This is a genomic window from Hymenobacter aranciens, from assembly GCF_030580865.1.
GTDB lineage: Bacteria > Bacteroidota > Bacteroidia > Cytophagales > Hymenobacteraceae > Hymenobacter > Hymenobacter aranciens.
In genome coordinates, this window is record NZ_JAUQSY010000008.1 from 163,455 (window position 1) to 175,376 (window position 11,922).

At 60.0% G+C, this 11,922-nt stretch carries 15 protein-coding genes and 1 pseudogene; 2 read left to right on the forward strand and 14 right to left on the reverse strand.

From position 1 onward, the window contains the following. Positions 1–52: 52 nt before the first annotated feature. The 3 genes from Q5H93_RS13390 to Q5H93_RS13400 are packed head-to-tail and all read right to left on the reverse strand — an operon-like array spanning position 53 to position 1,621. Entirely contained in the window at positions 53–538 is a 486-nt protein-coding gene (locus Q5H93_RS13390; protein ID WP_305007053.1) for a hypothetical protein, read from the reverse strand. Between the two features lie 22 nt (positions 539–560). Then, a complete protein-coding gene (locus Q5H93_RS13395; protein WP_305007054.1) occupies positions 561–1,013 on the reverse strand; it encodes a hypothetical protein in 453 nt (150 codons plus the stop codon). A gap of 59 nt (positions 1,014–1,072) precedes the next feature. Next, on the reverse strand, positions 1,073–1,621 hold the full coding sequence (locus Q5H93_RS13400) for an RNA polymerase sigma factor (RefSeq protein WP_305007055.1): 549 nt from the start codon (positions 1,619–1,621) through the stop codon (positions 1,073–1,075). Between the two features lie 168 nt (positions 1,622–1,789). Between Q5H93_RS13400 and Q5H93_RS13405 the strand changes: the two genes are divergently transcribed. Further along, a complete protein-coding gene (locus tag Q5H93_RS13405; RefSeq protein ID WP_305007056.1) occupies positions 1,790–2,161 on the forward strand; it encodes a hypothetical protein in 372 nt (123 codons plus the stop codon). Positions 2,162–2,236: 75 nt separating this feature from the next. On the opposite strand, the pseudogene Q5H93_RS13410 reads toward Q5H93_RS13405, so the two are convergent. From Q5H93_RS13410 to Q5H93_RS13460, 11 genes and pseudogenes are all read right to left on the reverse strand, one after another. Then, positions 2,237–2,353, reverse strand: a pseudogene (locus Q5H93_RS13410) (transketolase family protein); the annotation flags it as partial. Further along, complete coding sequence (locus Q5H93_RS13415; RefSeq protein WP_305007057.1) at positions 2,344–2,670, reverse strand: type II toxin-antitoxin system RelE/ParE family toxin; 327 nt, start codon at positions 2,668–2,670, stop codon at positions 2,344–2,346. The gene Q5H93_RS13415 and the pseudogene Q5H93_RS13410, both read right to left, overlap by 10 nt. Position 2,671: 1 nt before the next feature. After that, positions 2,672–2,878 carry a hypothetical protein gene (locus Q5H93_RS13420; RefSeq protein WP_305007058.1) on the reverse strand — a complete coding sequence of 69 codons (207 nt, stop codon included), beginning with the start codon at positions 2,876–2,878 and terminating at the stop codon, positions 2,672–2,674. A gap of 59 nt (positions 2,879–2,937) precedes the next feature. Beyond that, a complete protein-coding gene (locus Q5H93_RS13425; protein WP_305007059.1) occupies positions 2,938–3,894 on the reverse strand; it encodes a transketolase family protein in 957 nt (318 codons plus the stop codon). A gap of 106 nt (positions 3,895–4,000) precedes the next feature. Beyond that, positions 4,001–4,174 carry a DUF559 domain-containing protein gene (locus Q5H93_RS13430; RefSeq protein WP_305007060.1) on the reverse strand — a complete coding sequence of 58 codons (174 nt, stop codon included), beginning with the start codon at positions 4,172–4,174 and terminating at the stop codon, positions 4,001–4,003. A 2-nt stretch (positions 4,175–4,176) separates the two neighbouring features. After that, positions 4,177–4,395, reverse strand: coding sequence for an endonuclease domain-containing protein (locus Q5H93_RS13435; RefSeq protein WP_305007061.1), 219 nt, complete (start codon positions 4,393–4,395; stop codon positions 4,177–4,179). 120 nt (positions 4,396–4,515) lie between these two features. After that, positions 4,516–5,865 (reverse strand): vWA domain-containing protein, encoded by a 1,350-nt coding sequence (locus tag Q5H93_RS13440; protein WP_305007062.1) that lies wholly within the window; start codon positions 5,863–5,865, stop codon positions 4,516–4,518. 219 nt (positions 5,866–6,084) lie between these two features. Beyond that, the gene (locus Q5H93_RS13445) at positions 6,085–6,948 is read right to left on the reverse strand and encodes a transketolase (protein ID WP_305007063.1); all 864 of its coding nucleotides are present in this window, start codon (positions 6,946–6,948) and stop codon (positions 6,085–6,087) included. A 360-nt stretch (positions 6,949–7,308) separates the two neighbouring features. Continuing rightward, positions 7,309–7,755 carry a thioredoxin-dependent thiol peroxidase gene (gene bcp / locus Q5H93_RS13450; RefSeq protein WP_305007064.1) on the reverse strand — a complete coding sequence of 149 codons (447 nt, stop codon included), beginning with the start codon at positions 7,753–7,755 and terminating at the stop codon, positions 7,309–7,311. Between the two features lie 259 nt (positions 7,756–8,014). Then, positions 8,015–10,033 (reverse strand): M23 family metallopeptidase, encoded by a 2,019-nt coding sequence (locus tag Q5H93_RS13455; RefSeq protein ID WP_305007065.1) that lies wholly within the window; start codon positions 10,031–10,033, stop codon positions 8,015–8,017. A gap of 157 nt (positions 10,034–10,190) precedes the next feature. Further along, the gene (locus tag Q5H93_RS13460; RefSeq protein WP_305007066.1) at positions 10,191–10,805 is read right to left on the reverse strand and encodes a fumarylacetoacetate hydrolase family protein; all 615 of its coding nucleotides are present in this window, start codon (positions 10,803–10,805) and stop codon (positions 10,191–10,193) included. A 242-nt stretch (positions 10,806–11,047) separates the two neighbouring features. Between Q5H93_RS13460 and Q5H93_RS13465 the strand changes: the two genes are divergently transcribed. Further along, complete coding sequence (locus Q5H93_RS13465; RefSeq protein ID WP_305007067.1) at positions 11,048–11,845, forward strand: M48 family metallopeptidase; 798 nt, start codon at positions 11,048–11,050, stop codon at positions 11,843–11,845. Positions 11,846–11,922: the final 77 nt, after the last annotated feature.

The window sequence follows — 11,922 nt, forward strand, 5'->3', positions numbered from 1 at the left end:
CCGCTGCGGGGGCAGCGACTGCTTTATTTCATAGCTCAGGAGAAAGCGGGAGTTAGTCGTCCAGCCCGATAGAGGTGCCGCTGCGCCGGTCGGCTACGCGCTTGATAACTTCCTTGGTGAAATCCCGCTCGGCGTTCAGCAGTTGGGCCACTTGGCGCAGGCTGATGACTTTCTGAAATTTCTCGAAGTACTCTTTTTCGAGGTTCAACTCCTGCTGGCGGCCAGTGAATGACTGGGTGATGTTGTCGCGGATTTGCGCGTCGGTCATGTCGGGCGTGATGTCGCGGCGCAGCAGGCGGGTGTTGCGGTTCAGCTCACGGCGACGGGCCGAGAACTCATTGTAGATGGGCCAGAATTTCTGGGCTTGCTCCTGGGTCAGCGAAATGCGGTTGGTGATGAAGGCAATTTTCGCGTTTTCGATTTGGGTGAGGCGGCCGCCGGGGCGGCCGGGCTGGCGGCCCTGGGCCTGGGCTAGCGGCGCGGCGAGCAATAGCACCGCTACGGCAGTCAGGCGGCAAATAGAAGGGAGACGGGGCATTGGGTGGGGATAGTGGAAGCTATTAGAAATAAACGGATTCGTCGGCCGGCTGGGCGTCCAAGGCATCGGTCAGCTCCTCATCTGAGGCGTGCAGAAAGGTGCCGGGCAGCTCGGGATGGGCGGCGGCCAGCACGGCCAAATCGGTGCTTTCGACGCGGGCGCCGCTGTTCAGCAGGTAGTTTACGAGCTGGGTTTGGGGCACGGAGTCGAGCGAGGCAGTAGTGGCTGAATGCGCTGGGTTGCTCCACCAAAATGAAGCGGCGAAACCGCCCATCACTAGCATAGTAGCCAGGCCGGTGCGCAGGCTGGCGGGCAACTGCAGCAGCCAAGACCAGCTTGTAATAGCAGGCTGCTCGGCGCGGGGCAGGCGGGCCATCACGCGGGTGGGCAGCTGGTCGAAATACCCGGCGGGCGGCTCACTCAGCAGCGGGCGGGGCCGCCGGGGGTGCTCATCGAGCTTGAAGGGCTTGTTCATGATGCTTGGATGAATAATCGGGAGCCGCGTTTAATGGGGCGGCAGAAAAACTTCGGGGCTTATTCCAGGCTGTGTTGGGTGACGTACTCTTCCACCTTCTTCACGGCGTGGTGGTAGCTGGCTTTGAGGGCGCCCACGCTGGTGCCGGTGACTTCGGCCATCTGCTCGTAGGGCATCTCGTCGTAGTAGCGCAGGTTGAAGACGAGGCGCTGCTTGTCGGGCAGGCGCAGGATGGCGCGTTGCAGCTTCAGTTCCACTTCGTCGCCCGCCACGGCGGGGTCGGCTTCGATTTTGGCGGCCAGCTCGGCACCTACGTCGTTGAGCGGCAGCAGGAACTTGCGGCGCTTGCTGCTCAGGAAGCTCAGGCACTCGTTGGTGGCAATGCGATAAATCCAGGTGAAGAGCTGGGCATCCTGGCGGAAGTTTTCGAGGTGCTTCCACACCTTCACGAACACGTCCTGGGTGAGGTCGTCGGCGTCGTCGTGGTCCACCACCATCTTGCGCACGTGCCAGTACACCTTGCTCTGGTACTTGCGCACGAGCTGGTTAAACGCCAGGTTGCGGCTGGCGGGGTGCTGAAACTTGGCGAGGATTTCGTGGTCTTCCAAACGGGGGAAAGGATAAACTGTGAGTTTGATAGTACCGCGAGACAGAAGTTTAATTATCCAGCCAATATTACTAGCGTTGTCTTTCGCTTATTATAGCAGTTCCTCTTTGTAAGCTATACGTCTTTGCTTCTAAGCACCAGTTCGTTTTAGAGGCATTAGATTAGCAACATGGAAATCAATTATGAGCAAGTGCTGCCCCTGGTATTGAGAGCAATGTTCCCAAAACCAGCTGAGCGAGCAGAGGTCGAAGAAAAATTGAAAAAGTATGGCCGAGAGTCATGGCAGCCAGTTCCTGATAGAATCCGACTTGCCATCCTGAAACTAGTATATGACAACCCTAATCATCCTGGGCTTCTTGAAAGCTTAGTAGAAACAGCTTGCGGTGACTATCGTGATGTCATCTATTTTGCCGAAACTCCGTTGTCTTTTGAGGACTGGGATTTGCCTAATGCAGACCCACAGAAATATGATGAACTTTTACAGCAAGACAAACACAACTATTTCCACTGGATAAACAAGATGACTTGCGCAAGCCTTTAATTGCGTTGAGCCCTTATAAAAGTGAAAGCCCCCGCAACTTCAGAAGCTGCGGGGGCTTTTGCATTGTAACTGGTCTTACTTCTTCCGCTTCAGCACGTCATTCACGGCGCGCACCACGTCCATCTCGGTGAGGCCGTATTTCTGCATGAGCTGGTCGGGGGTGCCGCTTTCGCCGAAGGTGTTTACTCCAACATCCCCAGCAACCGCAGCACCTCTTGGTCGCTGATGCTGCTTTGCTCGCTCTTGTCGTACATCGCCAGTAGATACACCGTTTCGCCTACTACTTGCACGTAGGTGATGACGCGGGCGCCACCGCTCTTGCCGCCGCCCTTGCTGGCAATGCTAAGGCGAATTTTGTAGCAATTATGGCCGATACCTGTACCAAGCGTAGGCGTTTGCTCAAGTTCATCCAGCAAGGCAGCATACTCGCTACGTAGCGAAACGTATTTTTTCGCCAGTCGCTTCAACTGCCGGTCAAACGGCGAGATGGTGCGAACCTGAAAAGCCACGCTACAACTCGTTAAGCAGTTCCCGGGCCGGGCGACTCACTTCCTCGCCCTTTTTGAGTCGGCGCAAGTCTTCACCCGCTTCACGCAGCTCTTGCATCAATAAGGAATCTTGGGGCTGAGCTGACTTCACCTTCACCCGCTTGATGCCCTTGATAAGCTCCAGCACGCGGGCGGCGTCCTTGTCCGGTACTTCCAGTACGATTTCCATAGGTCAGGCAGTTGAAGATGTAAGAAAGATACGCAGCCGCAAGGGCAAAAGTGCCCGGCTTACTTCTTCCGCTTCAGCACGTCATTCGCGGCGCGCACCACGTCCATTTCGGTGAGGCCGTATTTCTGCATGAGCTGGTCGGGGGTGCCGCTTTCGCCGAAGGAGTCGTTGACGGCTACCATTTCGAGGGGCAGGGGCTCCTGGCGGGCCAGCAGCTGGGCGATGCTGTCGCCGAGGCCGCCGTGGCGCTGGTGCTCCTCGGCCGTTACCACGCAGCGGGTTTTGCGGGCCGAGGCGAGTACGGCGGCTTCGTCGAGGGGTTTGATGGTGTGGATGTTGATGATTTCGGCGCTGATGCCCTGCTCGGCCAGCAGGTGGCCGGCCAGGATGGCCTTCCACACGAGGTGGCCGGTGGCGAAGATGCTCACGTCGGTGCCTTCGTTGAGCAGCACGGCTTTACCGATTTCAAAGGTTTGGTCGGCGGGGGTGAAATTGGGCACCACGGGGCGGCCGAAGCGCAGGTACACCGGACCGTGGTGGTCGGCGATGGCGATGGTGGCGGCCTTGGTCTGGTTGTAGTCGCAGGGGTTGATGACGGTCATGCCGGGCAGCATTTTCATTAGGCCCAGGTCTTCGAGAATCTGGTGGGTGGCGCCGTCTTCACCCAGAGTGAGGCCGGCGTGGGAGGCGCAGATTTTGACGTTCTTATCGGAGTAGGCAATGCTCTGGCGAATCTGGTCGTAGACGCGGCCGGTGCTGAAGTTGGCGAAGGTGCCGGTGAAGGGAATCTTGCCGCCGATGGTGAGGCCCGCGGCCACGCCCATCATGTTGGCCTCGGCGATGCCGACCTGGAAGAACCGCTCGGGGAAGTCCTTTTTGAAGGCGTCCATCTTGAGCGAGCCGATGAGGTCGGCGCAGAGGGCGACTACGTTAGGGTTGGTTTTGCCCAGCTCGTGCAGGCCGGCGCCGAAGCCCGAGCGGGTGTCTTTTGATTCGGTGTAGGGGAAGTCTTTCATGAGGTGTGAGGAGTGTTAGAACGTCAAACTCCCCTCCTTGGAAAGGAGGGGATGTTTCAGCGCAGCTGAAACGGGGGTGGTTCGCCCGGTCGCGCCGCTAGGGGCATTACCGCACTTTAAAATGCCGGCTTATTTCCAGTAAAATGCCATCCAAAGCCGACCAAACCATTTTATTTTCAAATCTTAAAACTACAATTCCAAACTGGGCCAGATAACTGGTGCGGGCATCATCGTGCAGGTTGCCGCTCACGTCGAAGTGGCCCGCGCCATCCAGTTCCACGGCTAGTTTTTCTTCGGGGCAGTAAAAATCACGGCTAGTTTTTCTTCGGGGCAGTAAAAATCCAGGATGTATTCGCCGATGCTATGCTGGCGGCGGAATTTCCGATTTTCTAATTGGGCGTTTTTTAGGTTATTCCAGAGAACGGCTTCAGCGGAGGTTAAGCGGTTGCGGAGTTGGCGGCGGTCATCTTGTTTGTGCGGGAGATTGTTGATGTGCTCCATTTCTTTGAGATTACTGCGTCGTTCGGGTTTCGTTCTGGCGTTTCAACCACCCCCGTTCGGCGCTCTTCGCGCCTCACATCCCCTCCTCTTCTGAGGAGGGGAGTTTTTCGTTCTGCCTTACTAGAAGATGCTAACTGACGTCGTCTGCCCGCTTCTGATGGTAAAATTCTTCACCGCCGTGAACTTGCTACCATTGGCATTTTTGCTGCGGAATACAATTCGGTAGGCCCCCGGCTGCATGGGCAGGTTAATTTTAGTGCTGGCTTCGGGCAGGTTGTAAATCCAGGTTTGGGATTCGTCGTCGTTGAGCTGGTAGATGCTGCCGAAGCCTTTGAGGTCGGAGGTGATGTTGAGGGTGCCGGGCGATTCGTAGGTGATGGCCAGCTCCTGGCCCTGCTTGAGGGTGAGGCGCTGCACGGTGCGCGGCAGGGTGAGGGTTTCGACTTCGTAGTTGCCGGCCAGCAGCTTCTGGCGGGTGCCGTAGGTGAGGGAGGTGACGGTGGCGCGGCCGGGCGTGCGCACCACGGCCTGCATGTTGTTGCCGTAGGGGTTGGGCGTGAGGGGCGGATTCTTGAGCCAGATGGTGCCCTGCGGGGTTTTGTAGGTGAGCACGTTGGCGGTGCCGGGCTTGATGGCGATGTCCTTCTGGCGCACCGGGGGCACGGTGTTTATCTCCAGGTCGTAGCTTTGGAGGGCGTCGATGTCGAGCACGTCGGCTTTGCCCTGGGCGTCGCGGTAATGCACGTAGTTGTACTCGGGCTGCTCGGTCACGTTGTTGACGAAGGTCATGTTGACGTTCGACTCTACCGGGCGGCCGTTTTCGTCGGTCAGGTTCACGGCCACGGTGGTTTTGGAGAGCGTTTTCGCAATCACGTCGTTCATCACCGTGCGGAAGGTTTTTACCTCGGCGGCGTTGTAGTACTGGCCCAGGCATTCGAGCTGCTTGCCGAAGTCGCGCTGCGCGCCGATGCCGATGACAAAGGGCTTGAGGAAAACGTGCTTGCGCTGCAGGGCGATGGAGGCGGCGCAGGGGTCCATGTTGCAGGATTCGAGGCCGTCGGTGATTAGCAGCAGCACGTTGCGCGAGGTCTTGTCGGTCGGGAAGTCGTTGGCCGACTCCATCAGCGAGTAGGTGATGGGCGTGTTGCCCTGGGCCTTGAGCTCGGTGAGCTTTTTCTTGATGGCGGCGGCGTTTTTGGGGGCAAAAGATACTTCGAGCTTCGAGTCCTGGCAGTTCTTTTCCGAGTTCGGGAACTGGTGGCCGTACACGCGCAGGCCCAGCTCCAGGTTGGGGTAGGAGTTGAGCGAATCCACCATTTTGCCCAGCATGCGCTTGGCTACCTCCCAGCGGGGCTGGCCTTCCCAGGGGGCCATCATCGAGCCCGAGGCATCGAGCAGAAACAGGATGCGGGTGACTTTGGGCTTTTCGGGCGGGGCGTTTTGGGCGTGGGCGGTTTGGAAGCCCAGCAACAGCAATAGGGCCCAGACGAGCAACCTCACCCCCCGGCCCCCTCTCCTGCGGAGAGGGGGAGCCTGACGATTATTCAATCTCGGGGCTAGTAAAAACCGGGGCGTGAGGAAGCGAGGAAGCATCAGCAAAAGAATTAACCCGCCTCAAATCGGGCAAGGTAATGTAACAAAGCGCGGACCTACATCAGCGAAATCAATTCAATCAGTTAAAATCAGTGATTAATAGTCGCTGGCATTCTCCACCAACAACTGCTGCAGGGCTTTTTGCAGCTGCTCGTCGTTGGGCGCCACGCCGTGCCACTTGTGCGAGCCCATCATGAAATCAACGCCGTAGCCCATTTGGGTATCCATGAGCATGATGACGGGGCGGCCCTGGCCGCTGGCCGCCACGGCTTCTTCGAGGGCCGGGAGCAGGGTGCTGAACTGGTTGCCGTCGGCCTCCAACACGTGCCAGCCGAAGGCTTCGAACTTGGCGCGCAGGTCGCCGAGCCCGCCGATTTCGGCGGTGGGGCCGTCGATTTGCTGGCCGTTGCGGTCCACGACGGCAATGAGGTTGTCGATTTTGTGGTGGGGGGCGTACATGGCCGCTTCCCAGATTTGGCCTTCTTCGAGCTCGCCGTCGCCCATGAGCACGAACACGCGGCGGTCGTCGCCGTTGAGCTTTTTGGCCTGGGCCGCGCCGCAGGCCACGCTCAGGCCCTGGCCCAGCGAGCCGCTGGCGATGCGCACGCCCGGCAGGCCCTCGTGGGTGGTGGGGTGGCCCTGCAGGCGCGAATCGAGCTTGCGGAAGGTGCTCAGCTCGCTCACCGGGAAGTAGCCCGCGCGGGCCAGCACCGAGTAGAACACCGGCGAAATGTGGCCGTTGGAGAGGAAAAACAAGTCCTCCCCTACCCCGTCCAGGCTGAAGCTGGTGGGGTTGTGCTGCATCACTTTAAAGTACAGCGCCACCAGCAAATCGGTGCAGCCGAGCGAGCCGCCGGGGTGGCCCGAGTTCACGGCGTGCACCATGCGCACGATGTCGCGCCGCACCTGGGCGGCTATTTGTTGGAGTTCGGCGGTGCTGCGGTCGGCGGTCTGAGGCATATAGGGTGCGAGAGGGGGTTAGATGGGCAAAGGTAAGAATCCCTATTGCCCGGCCCTAACCTTTGCCTGGCGGAGCTCCGCAATGGCCTCCCCCGTGGCGAAACAGGTATTGCGGAGCTCCGCAACAACCCGCGCACGACGGATTCAGGCATTGCGGAGCTCCGCAATGACCCGCGCACGACGAAACAGGCGTTACGGAACTCCGCAATGACCCGCGCAAGATGAATTTAATGATTGCGGACCTCCGCAATAACCTGCGCGCCGCGAAACGGCTGCTGCGGAGCTCCGCAACGCCCTTTTCGTTGCGCGACGGGCGCTACAACAAGTTACAAAGCCCCGTTTCAGCGCGAAAAGGCTACGCTATACCAGCTGCGCCGCGTGCTCCTTGGTGTCTACTTTCTTGATGATTTTCTCAATCACGCCCTGCTCGTCAATCAGGAAGGTGGTGCGGACGGTGCCCATGTAAGTTTTGCCGTAGTTCTTTTTTTCCTGCCACACGCCGTAGGCCTCGGCAATGGTTTTGTCGGTATCGACGAGCAGCGGGAAGGGCAACTCGTACTTGAGGGCGAATTTCTTGTGCGTCGGCCCGTCGTTGATGCTCACGCCGATGACTTTGATGTTGCGGGCCGTCAGCTCCTCGTGGTGGTCGCGCAGGTTGCAGGCCTGGGCGGTGCAGCCGGGGGTGTCGTCTTTGGGGTAAAAGTAGAGGGCTACCTTGTGACCGCGCAGGGCGTGCAGGCTGATGAGGTTGCCATCCTGGTCGGGGGCGGAGAAGTCGGGGGCGGGCTGGCCGGGGGTGAGGGTCATGGGGGTATAGGGTTTGGAAGAACGACAAACTCCCCTCCTTGGAAAGGAGGGGATGTTTCAGCGCAGCTGAAACGGGGGTGGTTCGCCCGGTCGCGCCGTTAGCGCCGGTTGGGCTTTCGGTTTAAAATTAGGCGCTGGGGAAAAATATTATTACTGCTTTCGTTCAGACGGCGCGGACGGGCGAACCACCCCCGTTCGCGCCTCTTCGGCGCTCACATCCCCTCCTTTCCAAGGAGGGGAGTTTCGTTCTGCCCCTCCCCTACAAGCTCAGCGGAATTACCCGCTCATTCCCGGCCTGGTCCATCAGCCGCAGCTCCGCCGGGCCGCGCAGCTTCGGCCCCAGCGTATCGCCGGCCACGGTGAAGAGAGTAGCTTTCTTGTGCTCGTAGCGCAGCAGCCGGAACTGCCCGCCGATGAGCAGCCGGTAGCTCGCCAGGCCTGACATATCGTCGCCCACGCTGAACAGCAGCTGCCCGCCCGGCCGCCCGATGAGGCTGCCCTTGGGCGCCGTGGTATCGGTGAGAATGCGGAACCAGCCAAACTGTTTGAGGGCGGCCGTGATGCTGCCGTCGTCGTTCCACTTGCCGCCCACGTAGGCGCGGCCGCCGTTGGCCGCCACGCTGTAGATGGCCGAGCGGCGCGGGTCGGCCGGCGCGGCGGTGGGCTTCAGGGTCAGCGACATCGTTTTGTAGAGCGGCACCAGGGCCGAGCCCACCGTCCAGAGGCCGCTGCCGCTGGGCTCGGGCTTGTAGCTGGTGCTCAGGTAGAGGTTGTCGAACAGCGTTTCGGGCCCGAAACCCAGGTGCAGGCGGCTGGTGGTGTAGCCGGCCTCCTCCCCCGCCTTAATCATCACCTGCCGGTCGAATTTCTTGGTGATGCTGCCGAAGCGCAGCGAATCGGGCAGGCCGGCGCGCAGGTCGTAGAGGTACACTGACTCGCTACGGCGGGTGTAGCTGGGGCGCAGCTCCAGGCGGCGGTGGTCGCGCAGCAGCGTGAGGTTGGCGACCACGGCGGCCGTGTCGGGGTCGGCCACGGTTACCTTGAGCAGGTTGCGGATGATGTCGTAGCGGATGGCGGTTTTCTTCACCGCCGCCGACGTGGTTTTGAAGTAGCCGGCCTCCTCGCCGCGCAGCACCAGCCGGATGGGCGTTTCGTTCTTATAGGAGTCGGCCAGGGTAATGTCGATGGTGTAAAGCTTGCCGGGCTCCACGTTCAGGCGGCCCTTGGTGGGGGCGGTGTAGATAGGCAGGTCGTTGCCCTCGTCCACCCACAGCTTTTGCAGGGTGCGGCCGTTGGTTTTGAAGTACAGGAAATCAATGTAGTTGCTGATTTGCCGGGTGCCCGTGGGGAAGCCCACCGCATCAATCACGTGCTGGTAGAATGGCCGGCCGTTCACCGTCACCGTCACCCGCTGGATGCCGTTCTTGTTCCAGGCATTGTCGAACCTATCGAAGCCCTGCACCAGCAGCCCCACCGGCCCGAAGCAGCGGATGGTATCGGGCCACACGGTGGCCGCGCCCGGCGCCGGCTGCAGCGGCGGCACCAGCAGCGCCTTCTCAAACACGCCCTGCACCCGCGACTCGATGGCCAGCGGCTCCACCGCCAGCGCCTGCCAGGTGGGCGCCACGTGGTCCTGAATTTCGGGGAAACCGCCCCACTGCAGCGGGTTATACTGCCGGTCCTGCGCATCGCGCACCTCCCAGTGCAAATGCGGCCCGGCCGAGCCGCCGGTGTTGCCGCTCAGGGCCACCAGCTCGCCCCGCTTCACCGGAAACTGATTTTTCTCGAAGAACAGCTCCAGCTCGTAGGTCTGCTTCGCGTACTGCTGCCGGCGCATCTCGACCGCCACCGGGCCTTTAAAGTCGTTGAGGTGCCCGTACACCGTCGTCGTCCCGTTCGGGTGCGTGATGTAGAGCACGTTGCCGTAGCCAAACGACGACTGCTTCATGCGCGAGATGTAGCCGTCGGCCGCCGCGTACACGGGCTGGTTCACCCCGCCGCCAGTCTTGATGTCGAGCCCGCCGTGGAAGTGGTTAGGCCGGATTTCGCCCATGCTGGCGGCCAGAAAGTTCGGTTTGCCCGGCGCGATGGGAAACATATAGTACCCCGGCGCAATGAGGGGCCGCCCGCCGACCCCGGCCACGTCGGCCAGGGTCAGGGCCCGCTTTTCATCGGCGGAGTCGGCCTCCTGGCCTGCTGATTTTAGTGCAAATACCAGCGCCGCCAGGCTGAGTAGAACGGTTAGTTTTTCTTTGAAGAAGCTTATTTTCAATCTCACAAGTAGGTAGCAAAAAAGGAACGTCATCCTGAGCGCAGCGAAAGGACCTCGCCCGCGCCGGTCGCGGCAGTAATTATAAATTCGTTCTGGCACTATCGTTCAACGAAGCGGGCGAGGTCCTTTCGCTGCGCTCAGGATGACGTTCTGATGGTACGTTCTAACGCACCGCCACGTCCAGTATTTTCTCCCCTTCCAGAAAGCCGCTGAGCTGGTCGCCGGCCTTCACCGGCCCCACCCCACTGGGCGTACCGGTGAAAATCAAATCCCCCATCTTGAGCGTGATGTACTGCGACACAAAGCTGATAATCTTCGCAAACGGGTGCAGCATGAGGCTCGAATTGCCACGCTGCCGCACCTCGCCATTCACCTCCAGGTGAAAGTTGATGTTGGCCAAATCAGCGAACTCCCCAACTGGTTTAAAGGAAGTGGAAATAGGCGCCGAGCCATCAAAAGCCTTCGCCAGCTCCCAGGGCAGGCCCTTTTTCTTTAGCTCGCTTTGCAGGTCGCGGGCCGTGAAATCAATGCCCAGGCCGATGGCATCGAAGTAGGTGTGGGCAAATTTCTCCTCGATGTGCTTGCCATTTTTGCTTACGCGCAGCACCAGTTCCAGCTCGTGGTGGATATCCTGCGAAAAATCGGGCACGAAGAAAGGCTGGTTGCGTTGCAGCAGCGCCGTTTCAGGCTTCATAAAAATGACGGGCGCGGTTGGCACCTCGTTGTGCAGCTCGGCAATGTGGTCGGCGTAGTTGCGGCCGATGCAGATGATTTTCATAGAAGAAGCTTGGGGGCTTAGGGGCCTGGCGACTTGGCGCTTGCCGTTTGGAGAGGCAATTCTGTCCTGCAATCCCATACGGGCAATAGAGCGGGGGTGCCGTCGCCCGGCTTACAAAGTAAACATTTACCCGCCCCGCCGCCGTATAGCGGAGCCTGAATCCGTCCCCGGCTTTGGCCTTAAACGTGCTAAAACCGGGCGGATTTAACTCCCTCTCCCCTTTCTAAAATCCTCTTTTTGTCATGTTCCGCAAACTCACCCTCGTGGCTGGTCTGGCTCTGCTGGCGGCCTGCTCCACGGTGCCCATCACCGGCCGCCGCCAGCTCAGTCTCGTCAGCGATGGCGAAATAAACAGCCTGGCCACCACGCAATACCGCGAAATCATTGCCAAAGGCCCGCTCTCGACCGACGCCCAGCAAAACGCCATGGTGAAGCGCGTGGGCCAGCGCATTCAGCAGGCCGTCGAAACGTATTTCCGCCAGCAAAATGCCTCCGACCAGCTCGCCGGCTACCAGTGGGAGTTTAACGTCATTAAGGACGATGCCCAGCAAAATGCTTGGTGCATGCCCGGCGGCAAAGTGGCGGTGTACACCGGCATCCTGCCCATCACGCAGGACGAAACCGGCCTGGCCGTCGTCATGGGGCACGAAATAGCCCACGCCGTGGCCAAGCACGGCTCCGAACGCATGAGCCAGGGCCTCGTGCAGCAATTGGGCGGCGCCGCCCTCTCGGTGGCCCTCACCAACAATGCCCCCGCCACCCAGCAGCTAGCCCTGCAGGCCTTCGGCGTGGGCTCGCAGCTGGGGATGCTGAAATACGGCCGCAACCAGGAATCGGAAGCCGACCATCTGGGCTTGATTTTCATGGCCATGGCCGGTTACAACCCTGACGGCGCCGTGGCCTTCTGGCAGCGCATGGATGCCAAGGAAGGCGCCGCCTCGCCGCCCGAGTTCCTCTCGACTCACCCCTCCAACGGCACGCGCATCGCCGGCATCCAACGCGAGCTGCCCGAAGCGCGTAAGTACTACAAACCGCGCTAGGTTTAATGGTTAGTGGTCAATGTTCGTTTAGCAACGCAATAACCACTTTCATTAACCGTTAACGACTAAGCGTTAAC

Coding starts and splice junctions, on each gene's coding strand:
- Q5H93_RS13465 (WP_305007067.1), top strand. CDS start 11,048: ATGTTCCGCAAACTCACCCTCGTGGCTGGTCTGGCTCTGCTGGCGGCC.
- Q5H93_RS13420 (WP_305007058.1), bottom strand. CDS start 2,878: ATGGAAATCGTACTGGAAGTACCGGACAAGGACGCCGCCCGCGTGCTG.
- Q5H93_RS13435 (WP_305007061.1), bottom strand. CDS start 4,395: ATGGAGCACATCAACAATCTCCCGCACAAACAAGATGACCGCCGCCAA.
- Q5H93_RS13425 (WP_305007059.1), bottom strand. CDS start 3,894: ATGAAAGACTTCCCCTACACCGAATCAAAAGACACCCGCTCGGGCTTC.
- Q5H93_RS13405 (WP_305007056.1), top strand. CDS start 1,790: ATGGAAATCAATTATGAGCAAGTGCTGCCCCTGGTATTGAGAGCAATG.
- Q5H93_RS13395 (WP_305007054.1), bottom strand. CDS start 1,013: ATGAACAAGCCCTTCAAGCTCGATGAGCACCCCCGGCGGCCCCGCCCG.
- bcp (WP_305007064.1), bottom strand. CDS start 7,755: ATGACCCTCACCCCCGGCCAGCCCGCCCCCGACTTCTCCGCCCCCGAC.
- Q5H93_RS13460 (WP_305007066.1), bottom strand. CDS start 10,805: ATGAAAATCATCTGCATCGGCCGCAACTACGCCGACCACATTGCCGAG.
- Q5H93_RS13390 (WP_305007053.1), bottom strand. CDS start 538: ATGCCCCGTCTCCCTTCTATTTGCCGCCTGACTGCCGTAGCGGTGCTA.
- Q5H93_RS13445 (WP_305007063.1), bottom strand. CDS start 6,948: ATGCCTCAGACCGCCGACCGCAGCACCGCCGAACTCCAACAAATAGCC.